We start from the raw sequence: 24,961 nt of genomic DNA, 5'->3' as shown, positions 1-24,961 counted from the left end.
GGCGCCTGGCGGTTAATGCGAAGAAACATCGTCGGTAGTTAAGCTGGCTGTGAGCGCGGCGCATTGAACGCTGTTTGATATTGCAAGGGGAACGTCACCGATGAAAATCCATCATCTCTCGCCCGACGAAGCGCTCAAAAGCCTGATCAGCAGTCACGATGGTTTGTCCGGCGACGAAGCCCGCCGCCGCTTGAGCGAATATGGCTCGAACCGGATCGACAAGGTTCAGGGCGAGCCGCTTTGGCTGGTCTTTATCAAAGAGTTCGTGCATTTTTTCGCCCTGATTCTCTGGCTGGCGGCGGGACTGGCTTTTTTCGCCGACTATCGGCAATCTGGCGGAGGCATGGATACGCTGGGTTATGCAATTCTTGGGGTCATCGTGATCAACGGTTTGTTTTCTTTCTGGCAGCAATTCCGCGCCGAACGCGCCGTTGCCGCTTTGGAGAAACTGTTGCCCCAGACCGTCAAGGTGCTGCGTGCCGGTAAAATGAGTCTGATTCTCGCGGCCGACCTGGTGCCCGGCGATGTGATTTTGTTGCAGGAAGGCGATAACGTGCCGGCGGATTGCCGCTTGCTCGAAGCCTTTTCCTTACGGGTCAACAATGCCACCGTCACCGGCGAGTCGATGCCCAAGGCGCGGGATGCAGCACCCTCCTCCGAAGAAGATCTGCTGCATGGCCGCAATACCCTGTTGGCGGGTACCTCGATCGTGTCCGGCGACGGCAGGGCGGTTGTCTTCGCCACCGGTATGCACACCGAGTTCGGCAAGATTGCCCATCTGACGCAAACTGCACGGGTGTCGACTTCGCCCTTGCAGCAGGAAATCCTACGCCTGAGCCGCATTGTCGCACTCCTGGCGCTCTCGCTCGGCGTGGTGTTTTTCTTCATCGGCCAAAGCATGGGTTTGTCGTTCTGGGAGAACTTCATTTTCGCGATCGGCATCATCGTCGCGAATGTGCCGGAAGGCCTATTGCCCACGGTCACGCTGTCCTTGGCCATGGCGACCCAGCGCATGGCCAAGCGCAATGCGCTGATTCGGCATCTGCCGTCGGTGGAGGCCTTGGGATCGGCAACGGTGATCTGCACCGACAAGACCGGCACACTGACCGAAAACCGTATGATGGTGACCGCGCTTTATTTGAACGGCCAAATCCTGGCTCCGATTGCAGTCAAGCGCCAGCGCGACCTTGCAAAGTTGTACCGGCGTTTTTTCGAGGATGCCATGCTTTGCCACAATCTGAAAGAGACCGTCGTCGCCGGAAAACCGCGGTTATTGGGCGATCCGATGGAAGTGGCGCTCGTGCGCATGGCGAAGACCTGCCTGGGAGAACATATTACCTACCCCAAAATCAATGAGGTGCCCTTCGATACCGATCGCAAGCGCCTTTCCACGGTGCATCAGACGCCCAAGGGACCTGTGGTTTATTGCAAGGGCGCGCTCGAAATGCTGCTGCCTTTATGCAGCCGGGTGCAAACCGGCGCTGAAATAACGCCGCTGACTCCGGAAGCCCGACAGTCTTTCACACACGCGCTGGAAGAGATGGCGGCTAACGGTTTACGCGTCCTGGCGTTCGCCTGGCGCGAATTGGAAGAGGGGCATGACGGCGCGCAAGTGGAACGGGATCTGATTTTGTGCGGTATGGTAGGATTGGAAGACCCGCCCCGACCCGAGGTTCGAGGCGCCATCGAAAAATGCCGGGAAGCGGGCATCAAGGTGATCATGGTGACAGGCGATCATCCGCATACGGCGCTGGCTATCGGCCGGCAGATCGGCCAAATTCAATCGGAAACCCCGGCCGTCATTACCGGCGATCAATTGCGGAAGTTGTCCGAAATCCAGTTGCGGCTGGCGCTGGATGCGGCCGACATCATTTTTGCTCGGGTCGGCGCGGATCAGAAAATGCGCATCGTGAGCGCGCTGCAAAAGAAGAAGCATGTCGTGGCGGTGACGGGGGACGGCGTCAACGATGCTCCGGCGCTGAAAATGGCCGATATCGGCATTGCGATGGGCGTGATCGGCACCGACGTGGCCAAGGAAGCCGCGGACATGATCCTGCTCGATGACAATTTCGCCAGCATCGTCGCCGCGATCGAAGAGGGCCGGGCGGTTTACGACAATATCCGCAAGTTCCTGACCTATATCCTGACCTCCAATATCCCGGAACTGGTGCCTTATTTGGCCTTCGCCCTGTTCAACATCCCCTTGCCGCTCACCATCATTCAAATTCTGGCGGTCGATCTGGGCACGGACATGCTGCCAGCCCTGGGCTTGGGAGCGGACCCGCCAGCCCCCTGCATCATGCAAAAGCCACCGCGTCCACGCCAGGAAAGGCTGCTCAACCGGTCTTTGCTGTTGCGGGCCTATCTTTTCCTGGGCCTGCTGGAGGCTGCCGCCGCGATGGCGGCTTATGCTTTTGTCCTGCACCGCGGCGGCTGGGTCTGGGGCGAGCGCCTGGGAAGCCGAGACATGCTTTATCTCCAGGCCACCACGGCGTGTTTGAGCGCGATCATCCTGATGCAGGTCGTCAATGTGTTTCTCTGCAAAACGCCGGGGCAAAGCCTGTTCTTCGGGGCCCGCCTCCTTGCCAACCGCTTGCTGCTCTGGGGCGTCGCCTTTGAACTTCTCCTTCTCGTTGTGATTATCTACACGCCGTGGGGAAACTTGGTCTTTGGCACGGCTCCCATTCTGCCGGAGGTCTGGCTGTTCATGCTGCCCTGTGCGCTGGGCATGCTGGTGCTGGAGGAAGGACGTAAGTGGGGTGTTGTGCGTTGGAGAGGGGGAAGGAGAGGCTAAATGGCCATCGGCTTTGTTATCGGTAAAACATGGCGTCGTGATGATCGAATGGATGCGGGAGGCTGTCGAACGCGCGGTCAGGCTGCGAGTTTTGCAGTTTATGTGGTAACATAACCTACTTATATAGTCGGTTAATCTGGATTTGCGCTTTTGGCCTAAAGTCTCATGTTAATGGTTATATAAACATTACTGTTCTCAATTATTTAGGTTTAATAATCGCAATGAATTCTTTCAAAAAAATCCTGGTTTCTTTGACCATGGCGGCCGCAATTTCCAGCGTATCACCCGCCGCATTTTCTAAACCAGCCGGCGAAGAAGCGGTAACGACTGCCGTTGTAAACACTATTGCCAGCCTCGAGCAGGCTTTAAGCTTGATGGAAAAAGGCGGAGATAACGAGGCTGTCAATAAAGCCATCGGCACCGCGCGTCAACAACAAAAAGAGTTTCGTTTCGAGGTGACCGAACGTCAACGTCAAAAAGCCGTTAACATGCTGGTTCGCGCCCAAAACGATTTGAAAGCCGGCAATCTCCAGCCAGCGGAACAAAGTTTGAGAGAAGGGCTGGCTTCTTTTAAGGAAATGAAAGCAATCTACGACAAGACCCACTAAAGGACTACCTGTGCGGCGAGGAAAACTCTCGCCGGCCCCCTCTAAATGTTAGGGCGAGCTGAATCAATCAGAAATTGAATGGTTCAGCTTTTCGGAAAGGTGACCGTAAAGCAGGTTCCCGAGCCTGGTTCGGAATCGACGGTCACTTTTCCTCGCATCGCCAACGTCACGATATTGTTCACAATCGCAAGGCCCAGACCGGTGCCGCCCTGGCCCCGGCCTGTCGTAAAAAAAGGCTCGAATAGTTTGGCGATGTGTTCGCTAGCAATGCCGGCGCCATGGTCGCGGACCGTCAGTGTGAACTGAGGCTCGCCTTGCATTGGCTCCCTCCCGTCGGTCAAGGCGATCTCGACTTTGCCGCCCTGTCCGCCCGGATAGGCGTAGCGTTCGATATTTTGTAAAAAATTCAGCAGGATCTGCCGCAGATAGCCCGAATGGCCGTGCCATTCCACGGCATCCTGGATGCCGGATACATCGAGCGCAATATCGAGTTTGGCTTCCCGGGCGCTGAGTTTGAAAAGATCGACCGCATCCTGCACGGCTTCAGGGAGGTTGACCGTTTCCGCTTGCTCGACGACTTGATCGGCCGCGATTTTTTTAAAGTTTTCGACCAGTCGGTGCGAATTCTCAACATGTTTGATCATCAACGCGGAGGCATCCTGTATGTCTTGCAGCAATTCCTCGTCTTCCGGGTTCGATTTGAACAGCGCTTGAATGCGAGTCCGCGACAGGCGATTCTGAATCACGCTGAGCGCAGTGCGCACGATGCCGAGCGGCGTATTGATTTCATGCGCGACGCCGGCCACCGCCTGGGTCAGCGCGCGATGACGGTCCAGCGCGGCCTCCGCCTGCATGGCCTGGCTGATCAACTGCATTTCCTGGACGCGCAGGCGTTTTTTTTCGAGGCTGGCGCCGATGCGGGCCTTCAGCAGGGTCGAATTGAACGGCTTGGGCAGATAGTCCTCCGCGCCGAGTTCGATGCCCTTGATCACCTGATGCATCTCGGTACAGGCCGAGAGCATGATGACCGGGATGTGCCGTAAGGCTTTATCGCCCTTCAGCTTTGTCAACAAGGCCAAGCCATCCATTTCGGGCATGATCACATCGAGCAGGATCAGGTCGAACGCTTGATCGGCCAGATGCGTCAAGGCGTCGACGCCGTTAGCGGCGGTATCGATCCGGTAACCCCGGCACTGCAGTAGCCGCGCCAGCAGCGCCCGGCTATGCGGGTCATCGTCGACCACCAGGATGTGCTCGTTTCCTATCTTTTCGTTCAAGATGGTGGCGGGGCTATCGGCGGAGTCTGTCGGAGACGGGGCGCATTCGATACACGCCTCGCAATTTATCGGTGCGCCGCAAAAAAGCTGATTCAGGCGCTGGACGATGCCGTGCGCGGCGCAGCGAATGATGCCGAGATCGTCGCAGCGTTTTTGTTGCCCTTCGCTGCCGGCATCCTCGGCAAGCATCTCGGCATAGCCGATGATCTGGTTCAGCGCGGTAAGCAGGTCATGGTGGATGTGTGCATCTTTCATCGCAGCGAGTTCTCTTAGGTCACGAACAGCCGAATTTTGGCCAACAATCGCGCCAGATCGATCGGCTTGGTGTCGTATTCGTCGCAGCCGGCATTCAGGGCCTTTTGCCGGTCTTCGCCCATCGCGTGGGCGGTCAGCGCGATCACCGGAATGTTTTGGGTGACTGGATCGGCCTTGATCAGCGCGGATGCTTGCCAGCCGTCCATCACCGGCAGGCTCATGTCCATCAGGATCAGATCGGGCAATAGGGATTTGGCCAAGTGTACGCTTTCCTCGCCGTTGACCGCCGTCGCAATTTCGAAGCCATGCTTGAGCAGCCGCCGCGACAGCATGTCGCGGTTCAATTCGTTGTCTTCGACCAGCAGGATTTTGCTCATCCCGCCCTCAGTCGCCGAGCGCCAGCGGTAGCTTGACGATAAACACGGAGCCTCTGCCCGGCTCGCTGTCGATCGCGATCGTGCCGCCCATCATTTCGCAAAATTTCTTCGTGATCGTGAGGCCGAGGCCGGTGCCTCCGTATTGGCGCGTGGTCGAATTGTCGGCTTGCGTGAACGCGGCGAAAACCTTGTCGACCTGATCCCGGCTCATGCCGATACCGGTGTCGCGCACTTGCAGGACGATCCAGCCGTCTGCGGACGCGGCCTCCACCGCGACGCTGAAATCGATTTCGCCTGCGTGCGTGAATTTGCCCGCATTGCTGAGCAGGTTCAGCAGGATTTGCCGCAGTTTGATCGCATCGGCCTTGATCGCCGGCAGGCTGTCGGGACAGTGGATGAACAGTTTGTTCGAATTTTTGTCGATGATCGGGCGCACCGTATTGACCGCTTCGTCGATCACCGAAGGCAAATGAATCACTTCGAGGCACAATTCCATTTTGCCGGCTTCGATTTTGGATAGATCGAGGATTTCATTGATGATGGCCAGAAGGTGCACTGCCGATGCGTGGATCTTCATCAAATCACTGATCGTGTGAGATTCCGACTCCCTGGCGTCTTCGAGCAGCATTTCGCTGTAACCGATGATCGCATTCATCGGCGTGCGCAGTTCGTGCGACATGTTGGCCAGAAATGCGCTTTTGGCGCTGTTCGCTTCCTCGGCGATCGCGCGCGCCTTTTGCGCTTCCGCGATCGCCTTCGACAACTCGATTTCGGTTTGTTTGAGTTCGGTGATGTCGGTGCGGATCGCGACCGTGCCGGTATTCCAGACCCGCCTTTCGCTGACCCGCATCCAGCGGTCGCCGATGAAATGTTCGACAAAGTTTTCGCGCGGCGTGCGGTGGCGTGTCGCCCGTTCGTTCAGCCAGTCTTCAAGGCGTCCGTCGGCGTCGAGAATCAAACCGGCTTCGGCCGCTCCGCGCATGATCGCTTCGAACGACATGCCCGGCATGATCGGCGTGCCGAAATTCATGATTTCGCGGTAGCGCTGGTTGCATTCGACCAGGCGGTCTTCCATGTCGAACAGGCAAAAACCGTCTGCGATGCTTTCGATCGCCTCGCGCATCCGGGAGCGGCTGACCGCTTCCTCATACGTTGCCTGCTGGATGCGCCGGTCGACGATCGTGATGAAGATCGCGAGCGAGGCGATCAAAACCGACGTGAAGGATACCCAAAACACCAGCGCCGCGGGATTCAGCGAGCTTTGCGTCCAGTCCGGTGAAGCCTCGCCGGCAAAAAAATAGGTCGCCGCCATCGCGGTGTAATGCATGCCCGACACCGCGAAGCCCATCGTCAGCGCGGCGCCGATTTTGGCCCAAAACGCCTGAGCGCCTTTTTTGTTGCGGCCGATCAAAAAATCGATCGTCAACGCGACACCGGAGAGTGCCAGCGCAATCAGGATCGACAGCGCGAACAGCTTCGGCTCGAACAGCATGATCAATTGCCGGCTGATGCCCTGCATCGCCGCCATGCCGATGTAGTGCATCGCGCCGATGCCGAGCCCCATCGCGACGCTGGCCAACACGACCGATTGGCTGATTTTGGGCCGGCTGATCACTTCCAGCATTGCATAGCTGGACAGGATCACCGGGGTGGTGGAGAGGATCGTGATCGAGACGTCATAGCTGACCGCAAGCGGGAGTCTCAGCGCCAGCATCGCGATAAAATGCATTGCCCAGACGCCGCCGCCCATCGTGAATGCGCCGGCCAACAGCCAGATGCGGCGTTTGCCGTCGGACTCGGCAGCACGGATGCGGCCCGCGACGCTCAGCGCCGCATAGGAGGCCAGACTGACGATCGCGATCGACAGCACGACGAGCCCGTTGTCGTAATCCGCTTTCAACGCCTGGCTTAAATCCCTGCCGTCGTAGAAATAATGCTGCATCACGGCTTGCGGGCGGCAGTCAGTGCACCAGGATGTCCGCGCGGCTTTGCCGCCAAAGCACCGCGAGTTGTTTGACGAAACCGTGCATCAGGCTCACGATCAGTTCGGGCGGCGTAAACCGGCTTTTGAACAAAAATGCGACCTGTGCCTGGGTCGGGCTGCGTTTCACTTCGATCAGCCAATAACCCTGGCTGTCCTGAACATAGCGATCGCCGGCCGGATTCAACGGCATGCCTTCAAGGCCGCCGAGCCGCTCCAGCAGTTGCAAGCCGCGATCGGCATCGATCTCGTCGGCAAACAGCACCTCGCCGTCGATGATCAGCCAGCGCGGCGTTTCGGCCTGTTCCGGGCTCAGGCCGCCGATCGGCGACAGCGCATAAAGCAGTTTCCGGCGCGATCCGGCCGCCTCGATCAGGCTGTTCGCCAAGTCGACCGTCGCCAGCGCCATGCCGTAGGCAAGATATTGGCGGATGCTGCTCTTGAGCAGTGAATACAGCTTGTCCTCGGTCGTCTCGACCTTCGTGAAATAACCGTTGATATCGTAGCGATCGATCACTTCGCGTTCCGGCGCGATGCCCGGCTGGCCGGTGCGGATATAGATCTGCGTGAGCTTGTTGCCGAGGTGGTTGCGGATGTAATCGCACAGATCGAGTCCCGCGCGTTCGGTCTCCATCACCACGTCCAGGAGCGCGACCGCGAGCGAACAGCCGACCTCGACATCGTCCTTGATCAGCGCGATCGCCTCCTGTTTGCTGCCTGCGGTATAGATTTTCAGCGGCAGGCCATAGACTTCGAAGTTTTTGATCGCCAGCCTTGAAACCGCCAGCACATCGGGTTCGTCGTCGACCAGCAGCACCGGCCAGTATTTGAAAAACATGGCGGCCTCCTTAATAAGCCAAAGGTTGCCGCAGCTCGCTGAGCTTGACGGCATCAAGACGCATGTGTTTGGCCAGATAGGCCGCGGTTTCTTTCGGCCGGACCTTATGCACGAAGTTGTAGCGGGCTTCGTGATAATTGACTTCGCCGCCGTAAAATTTTCCGGAGAAGTTGATTTTCATCTTTTGCAGTTCGGCGGCGCGGTAGGCAGCCAGGGGTTTGACGCGCTCGTCCTTGTGCCGGAGATTGCGCTTTTCTTCGAGTAGACGCGGATACTGCGGGTCTGCGGCCAGGGCTTCGGCCTTGCACCTGACCTGCTGCAGATATTCCTCGTAATGGTCGGACAAAATCTCGTCGATATAACCGATCGCCTTGGCTTTTTTGGTGCCGATCGGCAGCGGCGTTTCGGTCAGTTCCAGCGCCTTGACCGGCCCGACCCGCTTCGGCAACGAATAGGTCCAGTATTCGGAGCCGTACAGGCCCATCGTCTTGTAATGCGGATTGAAGATCACGCCTTCGCGCGCCCAGACCTTGTCTGCGGCCAGAATCGCCATCGCGCCGCCCGCGCCGCAGCCGCCCCAGACCGCGGACACGGTCAGTTTGTTCTCGGTGGTCAGGACTTCGAGCACGAAGTCGTCGATCGCATTGATATTGCGCCAGGATTCGTTGGCCGGATTTTCGGCCGCCTCGATCACGTTCAGGTGGATGCCGTTCGACCAGAAATCGCGCCCGCCCATCAATACCAGCACCTGGGTAGGTCGCGCCAGCGCCAGGCGGTAAGACTCGAGCAGGCGGCGGCATTGCGAGGTCGACATCGCACCGTTGTGAAAATCGAAATGGAGATAGCCGACCTGGTTTTTTTCCTCGTACCAGATTTCCTTGAAGGTCGGCTCGGTGCCGCTGAATAATGGATCGATCGGCGATTCGGGGGTGTCGTTCAGCATACTGCCGAGCACCTTCGCGGCCGGCAATTTGAAATCGAAATGCCGGTCATGCGACAGGAAGCGCTTGTAGAACGGGATTTTGATGCCGTGCTTGCGCTTCAGATGCGAAATCCATACCGCGCCGTCGATCGCCGCGCGGCAGATTGCGCCGTGGCGCTGCGCGATGATCGCGCCCGGCTGCCAGCCTTGCAGCAGGCTTTCCTCGTGCGCGCCGAACAGATAGTAGTCCTGCCCGTCGATCTGATCGAGCACGCCGGGCGCGCTGTCGGCAGCGTTGATTTTTTTGATGATCGTCGCGACATGGTCGCGCTCCCAATCGATCCGGCGCTCTTCTTGTTTCATCAAGGGTCGCAGTTCGCCGCGCACATCGGGATTCGTATAATCGAGCGGTTCGGGCCGGTGGCTGCCGGACTCGACGCGCTTGACCGCGAGCAGCATCGCCCTGATCGCGGCCTGCGTCAGTTCGCGGCGGTAGATGCCGGCCTTGCTGGCCTGGCGCATCGGAAACGTCTCGCTCGCCCAGATTTCGCCGGCGTCCATGTCCTCGACCGCCTGCAACACGGTCACGCCCCATTCCTGTTCGTCGTTCATGATCGCCCAGTCCAGCGACGACGGCCCCCGGTCTCCCTTGATGCCCGGATGGATGATGAAGCAATGGTGTTTGCTCCATACGTCCTCGGGGATTTTTTCCTTTAAGAACGGACAAATGATCAGATCGGGTTGAAAAAGTGTCACGCCTTTTCTGACATCGTCCGGACTCAATGCCAACGTAATCGAAATATCATGACCCAAGGCTTCCAGTTCCACATGGGCGCGTTGGCACAGGCCGTTGTAGGATGATGAAATCAGTAAAATTCTCATGATGGTTGCACCTCTGATTTTTGTTATGGCGGGTCAGGTCGGTAAGCTGGCGTTTGCTTCGGTCTGCCTGGAAGGATGCGAGCAACAAACTAACTCGGAAATCAAGCGATTTCTGCCCGGTTTATTTAAAATTTGCCCGATATTCCTGGGGAGAAATATTCAAAAACCGTTGAAACGTCCGGCGCATTTGTTCGGCGTTATTGAAACCGCACTTGCCGGCAATGCTTTCCATCGATAGGTCAGTGCGCAACATCATGTTGCGTGAGGCTTCGAGACGCGTTCTCTCGACAAACTTTGCCGGGGTCATGCCGATTTCATGGCAAAAAACGCGCGAGAAATTTCTCGGGCTCATCGCCATGCGATCTGCGAGTACTTCGACGCTCAGGTCTTCTTCTGGATGACTGACGATCCAGGCCTGCAATTCGCGAAAATCCTTGCGGGTTTTCGCCTCGTTAAAAGCGAAACCGCTGAATTGCGATTGTCCGCCAGGACGGCGCATGAAGATCAGCATGCCGCGCGCGACGCTCGCGGCGACTTCCCAGCCCCAGTCCTCTTCGACCAGGCTCAAGGCCAGATCGATGCCGGCAGTCACGCCGCCGGACGTATAAATGCTGCCGTCGCGGACGAAGATTTTGTCGGGCAGGATCTGAACGTTCCGGTATTGGCTCGCCAGTTGCTCGCAGAACAGCCAGTGTGTGGTGGCCTTGCGATGGTTCAACAAGCCGCTTTCGGCCAACACAAACGCGCCGGTGCAGATTGAAACCATGCGCCTGACCTTGGGCATCATGCCCGGCAGCCAGCGGGATAGCCTCCGATCAGTCCAGGAAGCAACCGAAAATGGCGCTCCGGTGACCATCAAGGTGTCGATGTCGCCTGGAACGTCGTCATAAGCATAATCCGCAAGAATCCGCATGCCGGATGCGGTTTTGACCGGCCCCGCCTGTTCCGCGATCAGCGACAAGGAATAGACCGACTCGGTTTCGGCAATTTGTCCCGACAGACGCAGCGCGTAATTGGCGAAAAAAAACACGTCCATCGGGCCTGTCACGTCCACGATTTCGCAGTCCGGGTAAACCACCATCGCGATATGGCGATGCTGCTGCGTAAGCGCTTGTTTGGCGTGGGTCATCGACATATCCCCCATGGCTCTTTTTGGACTGGTGATTAGAGTGCTACATTTTTTTGCTGGATAAGAGACAAAAATCCCACAATTTCGGACAATCTTAATGCGGAGTTAATTCCTGACAAGCTCCAGGCTGATAGCCGGAAGAATGGTTTGTGCGGGAGAAGGGAGGAGAATTGAGCGTGGCGGGATATTGATCCCGCCACGCTCCTGGCCGATCATCTCCCTATCTCGAAGGGAGAGACGGATTTGCCTTAGTCGTAAACGAACACGTTCGTCGCGCCGGTTTCGGCGGACGAGGCGTTCAGCCGGAAGCCCGCGAACAGTTCGCGGCCCATGCCGTGATGGTGGTCTTTCGCGCTATTCACCGCGGGTTTGCGCGCATTGAACTCGTCCTTGTCGACCAGCACGTTCACTTCACCGGTTTCGGTGTTCAGATAGATCATGTCGCCGTTGCGGACTTTCGCGAGCGGGCCGCCGTCAGCGCATTCGGGGCACATGTGGATAGCCGAAGGGATCTTGCCGGAAGCGCCGGACATGCGGCCGTCGGTGATCAGCGCGACTTTGTAACCCTTGTCCTGCAAGAGGCCCAACGGTGGCGTCAGTTTATGCAGTTCCGGCATGCCGTTCGATTTCGGGCCCTGGAAGCGGATCACCGCGATGAAATCCCGATCCAGTTCGCCGCGTTTGAACGCGGCCATCATGTCGTCCTGATCGTCGAAGACGACGGCCGGCGCCTGCACCTCGCGGTGATCCTTGCTGACCGCAGACACCTTCGAGACGCCGCGGCCGAGGTTGCCGTGCATCACATGCAGGCCGCCGGAGGCGTCGAAAGGCGCGGCGACGGGTCTGAGCACTTCGGTATCGAGCGAGGCGGCAGGGCAGGGTTCCCAAACCAAGCGGCCGTCTTTGAGTTTCGGCTCCTGGGTGTAGTTGTGCATGCCCTTGCCGTCGGCGATGGTCAGAATGTCTTCATGCAGGAGGCCGTTGGCCAGGAGTTCGGCGATCAATACGCCCATGCCGCCGGCGGCCTGGAAGTGGTTCACGTCGGCCGGGCCGTTCGGATAGATGCGGGTCAACAGCGGTACGACCCTTGAGAGCGCGTCGAAATCGTCCCAGTTGATGATGATGCCGGCCGCGCGCGCGATCGCGATCAGGTGCATCGTGTGGTTGGTCGAGCCGCCGGTCGCGAGCAGGCCGATGATCGCGTTCAGGATCGCCTTTTCGTTGATCACGTGGCCGATCGGGCGGAAGTCGTCGCCGAGCGCGGTAAATTTGAGCACTTGTTGGGCGGCGGCCTTGGTCAGTTCGTCGCGCAGCGGCGTGTAAGGGTTGATGAACGAGGAGCCGGGCAGATGCAGGCCCATGATCTCGACCATCATTTGGTTGCTGTTCGCGGTGCCGTAGAAGGTGCAGGTGCCGGGGCCGTGATAGGATTTCGATTCGGATTCGAGCAGTTCCTGGCGGCTGATTTTGCCCTCGGCGAACTTTTGCCGGGCGCGCGATTTTTCCTTGTTCGTGATGCCGCTGGTCATCGGGCCCGCCGGCACGAACACGGCCGGCAGATGGCCGAAGGTCAAGGCGCCGATCAACAGGCCCGGCACGATCTTGTCGCAGACGCCGAGATAAAGTGCGCCGTCGAACATGTTGTGGCTGAGTCCGACCGCAGTCGCCATCGCGATCACGTCGCGGCTGAACAGCGACAGTTCCATGCCGGCCTGGCCTTGGGTGATGCCGTCGCACATTGCCGGCACGCCGCCCGCGAACTGGGCGACGCCGCCCGCTTCTCGGATGGCCTGCTTGATCAGTTCGGGCGAGTCCTTGTAAGGCTCATGCGCGGACAGCATGTCGTTGTACGAGGAAATGATCGCGATGTTCGCTTTTTGCGGGCCGGCCAGATCGGATTTTTCGGCCGCGGAACAGGCCGCGAAACCGTGCGCGAGGTTGCCGCAGCCGAGCGTCAGCCGGCGCGGGCCTTGTTCGACCGCCGAATCGACGCGGGCAAGATAAATCGCGCGGCTTTCGCGGCTGCGTTTGACCACGTCGCGAGTGACTTTTTCAATGACTGGATGCATAGTGAGTACCTACTGTGCGGCGACACCTTGTAAAAGCGCGCCAATGCTAATGAATAATTCGTAGGGTGCGCATCGCGCACCTTTTTCCATCGATGGGGTTTATTGCAACGGGGCGCGATGCACGCCCCAACGTTTCGTTCAAACCCTGCGGACAGGGCAGCATGCCACGTCCGGCGCTTCGGCTCAACCCTCCCAGGCCCTCCCGTCGCGATCGAGCAACAGATCGGCCGCAATCGGCCCCCAGGTGCCGGCCTGATACGGCTTCGGTTTTTCCGGCGACTTCGCCCAGGCATTCTGGATCGAATCGATCCAGGTCCAGGCCTGCTCGATTTCCTCGCGGCTCAAAAACAGCGTCGCATTGCCGCGCATCGCTTCCAGAACCAGCTTTTCGTAGCCGCCGAAAATCCGGCTGTTTTTAAAGGCTTCCGAGAAACTCAAATCGAGCTTGGTTTTTTGGATCTTCAGGTTTTCGTCGATGCCGGGCACCTTGTTCAGCATCTCGATTTCGACGCCTTCGTTCGGCTGTAAATGAATCACCAGCTTGTTCGGCGGCAGGCGCAGATAACTGTCCTTGAAGATGTTGTGCGGGACGCGCTTGAAATAGACTACGATCTCGGTGCGCTTGTTGTGCATGCGCTTGCCGGCGCGGAGATAGAACGGCACATCGGCCCAGCGCCAGTTGTCGATATCGACACGGATCGCGACGAAGCTTTCGGTCGTGCTGTCGACATTCGCGCCTTCTTCTTCGAGGTAGCCGGGTACCGGTTTGTGCTTTATATAACCGGCCGTATACTGGCCGCGCACGGTTTTCTCGTCGACATTCTTGATCGTGATCGGCCGCAATGCTTTCAGCACCTTGATCTTTTCGTTGTGGATGCTTTCGGCTTCCAGGTTGGCCGGCGGCTCCATCGCGATGAAGGTCAGGATTTGCAACAGATGATTCTGCACCATGTCGCGGAGCTGACCGGTCTTGTCGAAATACTCCCAGCGCCCCTCGATGCCGATGTCTTCGGCGACGGTGATCTGGATATGGTCGATCGTGTTGTGGTCCCAGTTGTTCGTGAAGATCGAATTGGCGAAACGCAAGGCCAACAGGTTCAGCACCGTCTCCTTGCCGAGGTAATGATCGATCCGGTAAACCTGGTCTTCGTTGAATACCTTCGCGACCTCGTCGTTGATTTCGATCGAGGACTTCAGGTTATGGCCGATCGGCTTTTCCATCACCATCCGCGCCGCGGGCGTCAGGATGCCGGATTGATCGAGGCCCTGGCAGATGGGCTTGAATAAAAACGGCGCGACCGCGAAATAATTGACCATCACCCGGGTTTGTTGATCGATCACCTCATGCAGGCGCTGATACTGCTCCATCTGGGTCAAATCGATCTGCAGATAGGACAGCCGGCCCGAAAAGCGTTTCCAGACGTCTTCGTCCAGTTTTTCATTCAAAAATTGCTTAAGGCTCTGGTGCGCCACATCGATGTAGAAAGCGCCTTCGCCAGGATGCCGGTCGACGCCGATGATGCGCGTATCGGGTTCGAGCAAATTGGCGTTATCGAGGCGGTACAGCGAAATGAGCAGCTTGCGCCGGGTTAAATCGCCGAGGGCGCCATAAATAACCAGATCGCAGGGTTTGAATTTTTTGTCCTTCATTGGAGATGGTTTTACCGAGTCAAGTGGAGATTATTGCCAGGTTTTCAGTCAATCAGGGATTAAACGGGCGGCGGTATTATCGCAGAAAAGCGCCTTTGCCGCCGTACTCATTGCAATGCGGCTTGCTTCGGCGAGGTCAATGCGGCGGCCGCCATGCGCCGGTTTTCGATCCGCTTCGGAAGGCGCGAGCAGAAGTTTTTCGGGAGAAATTGAATTTCTATGATTTCGATTCGAAATTTATTGACACGGCGGATAACTGCAACTATAGTATCGATTCACTACTATTGGAAATGGCGATAGTTTTCGTTGTGCGGGTCGCGGCGGCGTAATGAGCGAAAATAACAAATATAAACGCTGGCCGCGATGAGGAGAATGGATTCGGGATGAATCTTGGATTGAGAGTTACTCCAATTATGTAGTGAGCGCCCGAACGGCGTCAATGACGTGTTGCAGCGAGGAACAATTCAGGGGCTGGGTTTCTGACAAGTTTTCGCATGAACCTGGGTTTATCCGTTGTAACCCCGCCGGCCGGAATGCCGGTGTAGCGCAAGGAACGTTGAGGCGATTGGGCGTCAAATGGTTGCCAAACACGGATCACCGGGACGTGATCCGCTCTGCAGCCAAGTCGGCTTGAGGGTTGAATAAACACGCTACAGGCGGATTCAAGGCACAATAATTAATGGTTATCTATTCGAGGTGGACAGTATGAGCAGTATTGGCGAAGAAGTACAAGTTAAAGACCGGTTTTGGATGTATGTAGGTTGCGCGGTATTCGTGATCGTGACCGGTATCCTGATGGTTAAGCAAAGCGAAAACGAAAAATACGAACCTATTAAACAATTGGCGGATGATGAAAAAACATCCATGAATATTCGCGTGCTGAATTGATTCTTGACACGCTGTCGTTGTGCTAGCGGAAAAGCGCGCCAATTTAACTCGGCCGTGCCGGGAGTGATTGGCGCGGTGACGGTGTGCGACGCATTTGGCTGCATGCGCGTTTTATTGATCGGCTTCATGTTCGGTCAAGATGGAGCGCAGTTTAGCTCTTAAACATTCCGAATAGGAGAAACTATGAAACGTAATTTTACTTGGCTGATCGTCGCCTTGGCCGTATTTTCCGGCGGCGCTTCGGCATCCGAATACATTTTCAGAGACTTGATGGCCAACACCCTGCCTTCGCCCGGTTGCGCGGCCGAGTCTGAAGCGATCGCGAAAGCGACCAAACCATATAATATTAATAACTACAGCAAACGTTTTTGCCAAACCCAGGGCTACGGCTGGTATGTTTCCGAAGTCAAAGACAATGGTAAGCCCGTTTGTACGGAATGTACAGGCGCCGATGCGGGTAAAAAACAATGCCACGTCGAAGATGTCGTCGTGACCTGCAAGCGCCTGAAACCCGGCACGGCGGGTCTGATTCCGGGCAAGAGCTAAACCGCCCTTTACCGGTTAATTTTTCCTGCCAACAGCAATCGGCGCGGATTTATTTGCATGATCCCCCCTCATGTAAAATAAATTCGCGCCGATCCTTCCTGTATCCCTCAAAGCCCTCGGCTTGCGCTATCCTCCTGGCGGAGGCTTGTGTGGGCAAGTTGATATTTCATCTTCCTGTCACTCATCCGGTTTATGCTGGCAGCATGCCTTGACCCTCGATTTGAGGCGATGTGAGCCGAACTTCCGCTCTTGGCCGATTTTATTCAGAATATCCGGCGTGAGCTCCCTTCACGTTGGAGAAGAAGGCGTGAAAAGGTAGGGCTTAAGCTTCGATGTATTCCCTTCCGATTCATTGCATTAGAGTGAATAGATGCCGTAGGGGATTTTGACAAAAAAATCAATATCGAATCTCTGTCAATCCGCATTTCTGTGCTACTCTATGCGTCTTTTTTTATCGGGGATAAAAAAGCAATGAAAGCGACTGTCAAATGGGTTGACGGCGTGATGTTTGTCGGCGAATCCGGCAGCGGTCACGCGGTCGTGATGGACGGTCCGCCCGACCACGGTGGACGGAATATGGGCTTGCGTCCGATGGAAATGCTGTTGCTGGGCGTGGGCGGCTGTTCGTCATTTGATGTCGTGCAGATTCTGCAAAAGGGCAAGAATGACATCGTCGATTGCGTGGCCGAACTGACGGCCGAACGCGTCGATGCGGTGCCGGCCGTGTTCAGTAAAATTCACCTGCATTTCATCGTCAAGGGCCGCAATTTGAAGGAAGCGGTGGTCGAAAGAGCCGTCAAATTGTCGGCGGAAAAATATTGCTCCGCATCGATAATGCTGGGTAAGGCAGGGGTGGAAATCACCCATGATTTTGAAGTGATCGAGGTTTAATGAATTGAAAAACAAATTGCAATTACACGGCTTTAACAACCTGACGAAGTCGCTGAGTTTCAATATCTATGATGTTTGTTATGCACCGGCCGAGCAGCAGCAGGCTTATATCGGGTATATCGATGAAGCCTATAATGCCGACCGCCTGACGCAAATTTTGAAGGATGTGGCCGACATCATCGGCGCGCAGATCCTGAATATCGCGCATCAGGATTACGAGCCGCAGGGCGCCAGCGTGACGATGTTGATTTCGGAAGGCGATGTGATGCCGCCCGGCAACATGAACAGCCAGACGCCGGGCCCCTTGCCCGACACCGTGCTGGCTCACCTCGATAAAAGCCATATCACGGTGCACACCTACCCCGAGAGCCATCCCGACAACGGCATCAGCACGTTCCGGGCGGACATCGACGTGTCGACCTGCGGCCGCATTTCCCCGTTGAAAGCGCTGAATTATCTGATTCACAGCTTCGAGTCGGACATCGTGATCATGGACTACCGGGTGCGCGGCTTTACCCGCGACATCACCGGCAAGAAGCATTATATCGATCACAACATCACCTCGATCCAGAACTATATCGCGAAGGATACGCAGGAACTGTATCAGATGATCGACGTGAACGTGTATCAGGAAAACATCTTCCACACCAAGATGATGTTGAAGGAGTTCGAGCTCGAAAATTACCTGTTCGAAAAAGAAAGCAATTTGAACGAGATTCAAAAAGCGGAAATCGAAAAGAAGCTGCAAACCGAAGTCACCGAAATTTTTTACGGACACAACTATCGCCGTAAAAAGATCAAGGTGGCGGATTAAGCGCTTTTGGGCGTTCTCATGTTCTGCCTGGGAACGCCGACAGCAACGCCTCATCGAGGCGCTGCGCAATGTTCACGGCAGTTGCCGCGCCAGCAATACCAGCGGGTGCAGCGCCTGTATGGTTTTTCCTCTCTCCTTCAATCCGGCCGCCAGATGCAGCGCGCAGCCGATATTCGATGTGATCAATGTGTCGGCTTGCGTCGCGATGACCGCTTCCAGTACCTGATCCGCCAGCGTATCCGCCATTTCGGGGTATTTCAACACGTAACTGCCCGCCGCGCCGCAGCAATGCGTTGTTTTCGGCAGCTCGATCACCTTCAGTTCGGGAATTTGCCGCAATAAAGCCAAAGCGCCTTGTTCCTCGCGCATCACGTTTTTCAGCGAACACGGGGTATGGAGGCAGACGGTGGCAGCAAGCGGGATGAGTCGGTCCGAAAAATCGGCGTTTTCGGCTAAAAACCGGCTCACATCGACCACCTTTCTCGTCATATCGGCATTTTGACAGTCTTTCAGCTGCGCGCCGCAGCCGGAGGCGACCGTTACGATCGCGCTCAGGTTTGGCATCGCGAAGGCGCGGCCATTGATCTTGGCCAGTTGATCCGCTATATCCGCGTCGCCGTCATGTTGCGCGAGCGCGCCGCAGCAGGTTTGTTCGGCAGGAATGTGAACGGCGAAACCGGCCGCGGTCAGGCATTGGATTGCCGCGTGCAGCGTTGCAGGGTCCAGCAGGGCACCGAGACAGCCGGTGAACAGGCCGACCTCGCCTTTGGCGTTGCCGGAGGCTGGGTAGTCGCTTTTGAGCGGTTCTGCGGGGATGTTCTCGGCGGGCAGCAGCCGATTGATCGCCCCTAAATTCAGCAAGCGCAGCAGGCCGAGCCGTTTGAGCGCATGGCTTTGGTGGAAGCGGAGGCCCGCTTGTGCCCAGCGCTTAAGCGTGGGATTGATCGCGATCCGTTTGAGCAGCGCCACGGCCGGCGAAAAAGGCCGCAAGGCGCGGGTGCGAGCGCGAAAGCGGTCGATCAGCCGGCCGTAGGGCACTTCGGCCGGACAGGCTTTTTCGCACGCCCTGCATAACAGGCAGTGGTCGATAGGGGCGAGCAAGGCCGGGCTCGCGTCCAGATGGCCGCCCGCATAGCCCTGAATCAGCGCGATGCGGCCGCGCGGCGATTCGTTTTCGTTGCCGGTTTGCGCATAGGTCGGGCAATCCGGCAGGCACAGTCCGCATTTGACGCAAAGGTCGGCATCCTTTAACAGTTCATGCATCGTCTTTACGCGCCAGCGCGTCGACGATGCTCAGATATTCGGACGGTTTGGGGCGGTACAAAATGAAGCCGAGCGCGGCAAGGCCTGCAAAGATTGATAGGGTATTGAGACCGTCGCCGAGCAGGAATAGCGCCACGCCCAGCCAGCCGATGTTTTCGACCAGCACCAGCGACACGATCACGGGCGTCAGATAACGGCGCTTTGCGGGTTTGTCTCCGGGCATCGTTTGGCATAGGCGAACTTGAATATAGCGGATCAGATTCGTCAGCGGAAAGGTGATGATCGCAAGCGCATAAAACAGTGTGCGGTAGGTGGTCAGGCGCTCTTCGGGCCAATGCAGACGCCAGGGTTCGCCTTGCAGGATGCAAAGCGTGACGACGGCCGCCAAACAGGCCGCCATGATCGCCATGATCGAGCGGTGAAGCATCAGATCCGAGTTGATTTGGGTGGTATCGAGTTGCGGCAGCATCCTTATTCCTGAGCATTGAGCGGATGTTTATGATACCAGACCTTCACGCCGGCGGCCGGTTGGAGCGGGTGTTTTCTGCGAGCTGATTTTTTATCGGCGAGGAAAGTAGATCAAGCCTTGAGAAAGTGATAAAGTTCAGCATTTTTACAGAACGGCTTGCCGGGATTCAGCCACAAGTGGTCGGGCGCCTTCATGACTATAATAACGAAACCGCGAAGATCTCAATATGAAAAACTCAACACAGAATAAACCTGCCTGGATGGCCGCCTGCGCCGGCCTGGTGCTGGCCTTCACGCTGACGGCCTGTTCGGACGACGAGGGCAAACAGGCGCCGAGCGCGCGCGAAGCCGAAAAGATGCAGACAGTCGGCGATGTGCACAATCCGTTCGATCACACGCATGATGTGCCGGTCACCGATGTGCAAAAACACAAATTCGAGCACGATTTTGCGGCGCAATGCGTCGATCGGGAGTTGAAAAAATCGACCGACAAGGAAGCCGATAAGGCGCGCTGGGAAGGCCCCTGCATGTGCATCGCGACCTTCATGATGAAAAACCTGACCGCCGAAGAAGCCGAAAAATTCCTCGACGAACATAAAAATACCCAGTCCTTGGTGATCAAGTACGAAAATGCGGCGTACCATTGCCTGCAGGCAAAGCAGCAGCCTAAAGAACCGCAGCTCTTCGGCAGACCCTGAGGCTTTTAGAAGCACAATGCTTTTATCGGAGGGGCTTTGCCCCTCCGATAAAAGGCCAGGCCTAGGCTTCCAGGAAATCCTCAAGCCCTTGCAGCATGAAAGGCTGCGATGCGGCGAGCGTTTTATCCTCGGGGGTGTTGTAGCCCCATAACGCGAAAATCAGTTTCACAGGATCCAGTTCCGCGTGTTTCCTGACGTTCAGCAGCGTCGGCAGGCGGTCTTCGGCGAAATAAAGCGTTTGGGCCGGATGGCTTTGCAACAGCCCCTTCAGCACCTCGGGCTTGCTCAGGTTGCGGTCCAGCCCGAAAATCTTCTCGTCTTCCAGTTCAATCGCATGGGCCTGCAGGATCTGTTTGACGAAACGTTCCTGCTTGGTGGTCACCACATACCAGGGGCTCTTTTTGCCGAGTCTTCGCAGTTTTTCCGCGATGCCGTCAAACAGCGGATTCATCGCGATCCATTCGGCTGGGTCGGCCGCAATCCAGCGGTCGCGGGTTGCGCCGAACAGATGTTTCAGTGTGTCGGTGCTGACCTGCCGCTCTTCCAGCAGGCGCTGGCTTTTGGTCGCGTAATCTCCGTAAATGCCGGCAACGGTCTCGCCCAGAAATAACAGTCGCATCGCCAATATCGCCTCGAAGCCGGTCTCGATCAGCGGCCTGACCGCCCGGAATTGGTCGATGAGGATAGTCGGAACGGCCTTCGGCATGTCGTTCCAGAGTTCGCCGGCGGCTTTCCAGCCGGTCATCGCGGTTTCCACCGCGCTGTCGCAAAGTACGCCGTCAAAATCGAGCGCATAGACGATTGAGTCGTTCATTGTGGTGTCAAAAATCAAAGGGAGGAAACGGCCTGCGGCGGCAGGCATGAATGAAAATACAGGGCATCATCGGCGCTAACTGCCGAGATGACGCAGGGTATTATTCTGCAAATCGATCGCATAGGCCTTGCCGAAGCCGGCGACATACTGCCCGCTTTCGGGCATCAGTTCAATCAGGTGAAAATCGGGCAGGGTGCGCAGCAGCGCCACCACATTGCCGAACTTGTCTTCCAGCGCCAGCAGTTGGCGGTCATAGGCAGGCTCGTCCGAGGCAATAGTCCTGGCGCGGCAGTTGAAAACGATGCGGGCCCGTGCGAACAGGTTGCGGCAGCCGGCTTCCGGTTCGATGAACAGGACCGAGGCCTTCGGATTTTGCAGCAGGTTGCGGGTGTGCTTGGCCAATGCGCTGATGAAGATGTAGAAATGCCCCTCGACATCGCGCACGAAAGGCGCATAACTGATGTCCGGCTGCGCATCGGCGGAACAGGTCGACAGCAACAGCGTTTGCTGTACATCGAGCAATTGCCGGTAAGCGTCGGCGGCGTCGTGCGGGTTTTCGGTCATAAGGGCGGCGGCAGGAGTGGCCTGTGCAAGCCTGCAATCATAACGGATCGCTCGCAGGTTGCCAATTGGATTGGCGCGATGCGGAGTGGGAGCGGCTTTAGCGATTCAGTTATCAATCTGCATTCCGCTCAGAGGCTCGGGGTTTTGTCCCGGTATTCGCACAGGTCTTCGATCACGCAGACGGGGCATTTCGGTTTGCGGGCCGTGCAGGTATAACGGCCGTGCAGTATCAATAAATGGTGCGCGTCCTTCTTGTGTTTTCCGGGCGTCCATTTATCGAGTTTTTCTTCGACTTCGCGCACGTTCTTGCCGGGCGCAAGGCCGGTCCTATTCGCGACGCGAAAGATATGCGTGTCGACCGCGATCGTCGCGTGGCCGAAGGCGGTGTTCAGAATCACATTGGCGGTCTTGCGCCCGACGCCGGGCAGCGCTTCGAGGGCTTCGCGCGTGGCCGGCACTTCGCCGTGATGCAGGTCGAGAAGCTGGCGGCACAGCGCGATGATGTTGGCGGCCTTGCTGTTGAACAGGCCGATCGTTTTGATGAACTCCTTCAGTCCGTCCAGGCCGAGCGCCAGAAGGGCTTCCGGGGTATTCGCAACCGGAAACAGTTTGGCGGTGGCCTTATTGACGCCTTTGTCGGTCGCCTGGGCGGACAGGACGACGGCGACCAATAACTCAAACGGCGTACTGTATTGCAGTTCGGTGGTCGGTTCGGGGGTCGCCTCGGCCAGCCGGTCAAAAATCGCCAGTCGTTTGCTTGCATTCATGGAAGGCTTCGATGCTTGGTTTGCGGGTTTTGCGCGGGGAAGCGGCGCGATCGGGCATCTTGCCGCGGGCGGAACCCAAAAGCTGGTCATTCTACAACAAATCCGTGCGCTCTCTCAGTCTCTCCGGCAGCGTTTTGCCGGCGCAGGGTGATTTTTGGGGTAACGGAGCGAGTGAGGGCTCGAGATCGCGTTGGCTTCCGCGAACCGAATGTCCCATGAGCGGTCGAGTTTTGGCGGTATGGCGACACAACGGCGTTGATATCGCGAACTCATGATGTTGCGGCGATGCCGTAGGTAAGCGCGAGTATCCGCTTGTCGGGTGAACGGTGGTTTTTTTGGAGGTGCAAGTTTTCGGCTCGGACGCTACCGCGCGGCAGTAACTCTACCGATGAGCACGCCGCTGCCTTCTGCGAGACGCAATGCCTGGGCAGATGGGGAAGGGGACGCTCTGTCGTTGCTCGCTGCCCTGCCTGAGTCATCAGCGTTCGAGACGGGATGATGCGCGTGCGCAAATAACCCGACGGCATTGGCGGATTCGCCGATGCCGTCGGGCGGCTAAGGAATCAGCGACCTCGGTGTACCGAGGTAGTCAAACCATAATAAAAAACCCGCCTAAGATGCTCTTGGGCGGGTTTGATCTGGTTTAGACAGCCGTTACATTCTCGGCTTGCGGCCCTTTTTGGCCTTGAGTCACTTTCATCGTGACTTTTTGGCCTTCGCGTAACGTTTTCCGGCCAGTGCCGTTAATCGCGCTGTGGTGAACAAAAACATCCTTGCCACCTTCCTGGGCGATGAAACCAAAGCCCTTTTCATCATTGAACCATTTAACGGTGCCTGTAACCAGATCTGACATAAAATACTCTTCTGAAAAACCGCCAATTATCTTGGCGCAAAACATCCGGACGGATAAACCCTCCGGCTCACTCTTTAATAGAGTCTTCATAGTAGCACTAAATTTGGGAATTGGGCAGAACTATTTCACTAACGGTATCTACTAGGCCGCTTGAGCGCAGGCCGGTTGCCGCCGTTAGGGCTTTCGGAGGCCGCAGCGCGTGCCTCCGCGCGGGCTCTGGACCGGCGTTTTCCGGCAACTTCGTGCAGCAACAGGGCGGAGAATATCGATGCGGCGCCGGCCAGCACGTTCGGCGTGATCGGTTCATCATTGACCGCATGGCCGAGCAGCAGCGCCAGCACCGGCGAAATCAGCGTGATCAGTGCCACGCGCGTCGCCGCAAGCCGGATCAGCAAATAATAATACAGTACGAAGCCTCCGGTCGTTGCAATCACGCCCAGATAAACGATCGAAATAACGCTGGCCGGAGTGAAATGCCTTGGCCATTCGCCGTCGAAAACGCCCCAGGTTAACAAATAGGCGGGCAAGGCGAAGAGCAGGCCGCCGGCGACTTGATTCAATGCCGGCAGTCCCGCGTCAATGCGTTTGATCCATAACGCGCTGAACGAATGCAGAAAGGCGCCAAAAATGACCGCCGCGATACCCAGCACGGCATCCCGGCCCAGCGTCAGTGCCGAGCCGAACATCAGCGTCAGGCCGCCGACGCCGAGCAGATAGCTGAGCAATTTGCTGAAATTCAGTTCGCGCAGCCCAAGCCAGAGGCGGGCCAGCAAGGCGGTGATCATCGGCGTCAGGCCGAACAGCACCGAAATCCAGCCGGACGGAATGAACTGCGCGGCCCAGTAGACCACGATCATCGATCCGTAGACCTGCAACGCGACCGCCAGATAAGTCTGTCTGGCCTTGCGCTGCCAACTCAGACGCTGTTTCTTGAGCAACAATACGATGCCGATGCAGACGACGCCGATCACCATGCGTCCGGTCACGCCGAACAGAAAACCTGGGCCTTCGCCGCTCCATTTGATTGCCAACGGGGTCGTGGCCCATAGTAAAACAACACTGAGATAGGCGATCGCGATACGCATGATGAATGGAGAGGATGGCTTGAGGCAATGGATGGATGTTAAGATGCTGGGGAAACTTTAAGCGGCATTTTACGACTAACCTAGTGTTGAAAACACCCTGTTCGGACGTTGCCTAGCGGCATGACCGACAGACTTTATCACTGACGCAGGAGTTCACCATGAGCGAATCGAAGCAACCAGACGATGCCGAAAAAATGGCGTCCTTAAAAACACTGACCGGGATCGTCTACCTATGCCAGGTGTTGGCGTTCGGATTTGCCGGCGTGACCTTGCTGATAGGCATCGTGATCAATTTCATGAAGCGGGACGAGGTCAAGGGGACCTGGCTCGAGTCGCATTTCGAATGGCAGATCAATACGGTGTGGATTACTTTGGCAGGATTTGCGGTGGCCGGGTTTTTGATGTTTTCCGGCATCGGCTATTTTCTCTTGTTGCCAATTGTCTTGCTGCTGGTTTACCGGATTGTGATCGGCTGGATGGCATGGACTGCAGAAAAGCCGGTCGAGCACCTCTATAAATAGCCTGCGT

General features: G+C 56.9%; 23 protein-coding genes. 8 read left to right on the top strand and 15 right to left on the bottom strand.

Going from position 1 to position 24,961, the window contains the following annotated elements:
* Nucleotides 1-100 precede the first annotated feature (100 nt).
* Together ACEPPP_RS08545 and ACEPPP_RS08540 are read left to right on the top strand one after the other, a co-directional pair.
* Nucleotides 101-2,794, top strand: coding sequence for a cation-translocating P-type ATPase (locus ACEPPP_RS08545; RefSeq protein WP_374090637.1), 2,694 nt, complete (start codon nucleotides 101-103; stop codon nucleotides 2,792-2,794).
* Between the two features lie 221 nt (nucleotides 2,795-3,015).
* Nucleotides 3,016-3,402: a hypothetical protein gene (locus ACEPPP_RS08540; RefSeq protein ID WP_374090636.1), complete on the top strand. Its 387-nt coding sequence runs from the start codon at nucleotides 3,016-3,018 to the stop codon at nucleotides 3,400-3,402.
* Nucleotides 3,403-3,485: 83 nt separating this feature from the next.
* On the opposite strand, the gene ACEPPP_RS08535 is transcribed toward ACEPPP_RS08540, so the two are convergent.
* The 8 genes from ACEPPP_RS08535 to zwf form a co-directional block, all read right to left on the bottom strand.
* Nucleotides 3,486-4,934 (bottom strand): response regulator, encoded by a 1,449-nt coding sequence (locus tag ACEPPP_RS08535; protein ID WP_374090635.1) that lies wholly within the window; start codon nucleotides 4,932-4,934, stop codon nucleotides 3,486-3,488.
* A gap of 14 nt (nucleotides 4,935-4,948) precedes the next feature.
* On the bottom strand, nucleotides 4,949-5,311 hold the full coding sequence (locus ACEPPP_RS08530) for a response regulator (RefSeq protein WP_374090633.1): 363 nt from the start codon (nucleotides 5,309-5,311) through the stop codon (nucleotides 4,949-4,951).
* Nucleotides 5,312-5,318: 7 nt separating this feature from the next.
* Entirely contained in the window at nucleotides 5,319-7,253 is a 1,935-nt protein-coding gene (locus ACEPPP_RS08525; protein WP_374090632.1) for an MHYT domain-containing protein, read from the bottom strand.
* 19 nt (nucleotides 7,254-7,272) lie between these two features.
* The gene (locus ACEPPP_RS08520; RefSeq protein ID WP_374090631.1) at nucleotides 7,273-8,130 is read right to left on the bottom strand and encodes a response regulator; all 858 of its coding nucleotides are present in this window, start codon (nucleotides 8,128-8,130) and stop codon (nucleotides 7,273-7,275) included.
* Between the two features lie 10 nt (nucleotides 8,131-8,140).
* Nucleotides 8,141-9,934, bottom strand: a complete 1,794-nt coding sequence (locus ACEPPP_RS08515) for a hydrogenase maturation protein (RefSeq protein WP_374090630.1) — start codon at nucleotides 9,932-9,934, stop codon at nucleotides 8,141-8,143.
* A gap of 121 nt (nucleotides 9,935-10,055) precedes the next feature.
* Nucleotides 10,056-11,063, bottom strand: a complete 1,008-nt coding sequence (locus ACEPPP_RS08510) for a GlxA family transcriptional regulator (protein WP_374090629.1) — start codon at nucleotides 11,061-11,063, stop codon at nucleotides 10,056-10,058.
* Nucleotides 11,064-11,311: 248 nt separating this feature from the next.
* A complete protein-coding gene (gene edd / locus ACEPPP_RS08505; protein ID WP_374090628.1) occupies nucleotides 11,312-13,132 on the bottom strand; it encodes a phosphogluconate dehydratase in 1,821 nt (606 codons plus the stop codon).
* Between the two features lie 183 nt (nucleotides 13,133-13,315).
* Nucleotides 13,316-14,782: a glucose-6-phosphate dehydrogenase gene (gene zwf, locus ACEPPP_RS08500; protein ID WP_374090627.1), complete on the bottom strand. Its 1,467-nt coding sequence runs from the start codon at nucleotides 14,780-14,782 to the stop codon at nucleotides 13,316-13,318.
* Between the two features lie 705 nt (nucleotides 14,783-15,487).
* Between zwf and ACEPPP_RS08495 the strand changes: the two genes are divergently transcribed.
* The 4 genes from ACEPPP_RS08495 (at nucleotide 15,488) to speD (ending at nucleotide 17,921) form a co-directional block, all read left to right on the top strand.
* Nucleotides 15,488-15,670: a hypothetical protein gene (locus tag ACEPPP_RS08495; RefSeq protein WP_374090626.1), complete on the top strand. Its 183-nt coding sequence runs from the start codon at nucleotides 15,488-15,490 to the stop codon at nucleotides 15,668-15,670.
* A gap of 183 nt (nucleotides 15,671-15,853) precedes the next feature.
* Nucleotides 15,854-16,216, top strand: a complete 363-nt coding sequence (locus tag ACEPPP_RS08490; protein WP_374090624.1) for a hypothetical protein — start codon at nucleotides 15,854-15,856, stop codon at nucleotides 16,214-16,216.
* 471 nt (nucleotides 16,217-16,687) lie between these two features.
* On the top strand, nucleotides 16,688-17,107 hold the full coding sequence (locus tag ACEPPP_RS08485; protein WP_024298784.1) for an OsmC family protein: 420 nt from the start codon (nucleotides 16,688-16,690) through the stop codon (nucleotides 17,105-17,107).
* Nucleotides 17,108-17,111: 4 nt separating this feature from the next.
* Nucleotides 17,112-17,921, top strand: coding sequence for an adenosylmethionine decarboxylase (speD, locus tag ACEPPP_RS08480; protein ID WP_374090623.1), 810 nt, complete (start codon nucleotides 17,112-17,114; stop codon nucleotides 17,919-17,921).
* A gap of 72 nt (nucleotides 17,922-17,993) precedes the next feature.
* On the opposite strand, the gene ACEPPP_RS08475 is transcribed toward speD, so the two are convergent.
* Together ACEPPP_RS08475 and ACEPPP_RS08470 are read right to left on the bottom strand one after the other, a co-directional pair.
* Nucleotides 17,994-19,184, bottom strand: a complete 1,191-nt coding sequence (locus ACEPPP_RS08475) for a (Fe-S)-binding protein (protein WP_374090622.1) — start codon at nucleotides 19,182-19,184, stop codon at nucleotides 17,994-17,996.
* On the bottom strand, nucleotides 19,177-19,653 hold the full coding sequence (locus ACEPPP_RS08470; RefSeq protein ID WP_374090621.1) for a hypothetical protein: 477 nt from the start codon (nucleotides 19,651-19,653) through the stop codon (nucleotides 19,177-19,179). Before ACEPPP_RS08470 ends, ACEPPP_RS08475 begins: the two co-directional genes overlap by 8 nt.
* 226 nt (nucleotides 19,654-19,879) lie before the next feature.
* Between ACEPPP_RS08470 and ACEPPP_RS08465 the strand changes: the two genes are divergently transcribed.
* Complete coding sequence (locus tag ACEPPP_RS08465) at nucleotides 19,880-20,350, top strand: hypothetical protein (protein WP_374090620.1); 471 nt, start codon at nucleotides 19,880-19,882, stop codon at nucleotides 20,348-20,350.
* Nucleotides 20,351-20,411: 61 nt separating this feature from the next.
* On the opposite strand, the gene ACEPPP_RS08460 is transcribed toward ACEPPP_RS08465, so the two are convergent.
* From ACEPPP_RS08460 to ACEPPP_RS08440, 5 genes are all read right to left on the bottom strand, one after another.
* A complete protein-coding gene (locus ACEPPP_RS08460) occupies nucleotides 20,412-21,164 on the bottom strand; it encodes an HAD family hydrolase (RefSeq protein ID WP_374090619.1) in 753 nt (250 codons plus the stop codon).
* A gap of 75 nt (nucleotides 21,165-21,239) precedes the next feature.
* Nucleotides 21,240-21,728: a HugZ family protein gene (locus ACEPPP_RS08455; RefSeq protein ID WP_374090618.1), complete on the bottom strand. Its 489-nt coding sequence runs from the start codon at nucleotides 21,726-21,728 to the stop codon at nucleotides 21,240-21,242.
* A 128-nt stretch (nucleotides 21,729-21,856) separates the two neighbouring features.
* The gene (gene nth, locus ACEPPP_RS08450) at nucleotides 21,857-22,495 is read right to left on the bottom strand and encodes an endonuclease III (protein ID WP_374090616.1); all 639 of its coding nucleotides are present in this window, start codon (nucleotides 22,493-22,495) and stop codon (nucleotides 21,857-21,859) included.
* Nucleotides 22,496-23,138: 643 nt separating this feature from the next.
* Nucleotides 23,139-23,348, bottom strand: coding sequence for a cold-shock protein (locus ACEPPP_RS08445; protein ID WP_005374401.1), 210 nt, complete (start codon nucleotides 23,346-23,348; stop codon nucleotides 23,139-23,141).
* Between the two features lie 128 nt (nucleotides 23,349-23,476).
* Nucleotides 23,477-24,433 carry a DMT family transporter gene (locus ACEPPP_RS08440; protein ID WP_374090615.1) on the bottom strand — a complete coding sequence of 319 codons (957 nt, stop codon included), beginning with the start codon at nucleotides 24,431-24,433 and terminating at the stop codon, nucleotides 23,477-23,479.
* A gap of 158 nt (nucleotides 24,434-24,591) precedes the next feature.
* Here ACEPPP_RS08440 and ACEPPP_RS08435 point away from each other — a divergent pair, with 158 nt between their 5' ends.
* The gene (locus tag ACEPPP_RS08435) at nucleotides 24,592-24,954 is read left to right on the top strand and encodes a DUF4870 family protein (RefSeq protein WP_374090614.1); all 363 of its coding nucleotides are present in this window, start codon (nucleotides 24,592-24,594) and stop codon (nucleotides 24,952-24,954) included.
* The last annotated feature ends 7 nt before the right edge of the window (nucleotides 24,955-24,961 follow it).

The sequence above is a fragment of the Methylomicrobium lacus genome (assembly GCF_041897535.1).
Taxonomy (GTDB): domain Bacteria; phylum Pseudomonadota; class Gammaproteobacteria; order Methylococcales; family Methylomonadaceae; genus Methylomicrobium; species Methylomicrobium lacus_A.
Note: the sequence above shows the minus strand (reverse complement) of the source record. Positions and strands in the feature narration are given on the sequence as shown.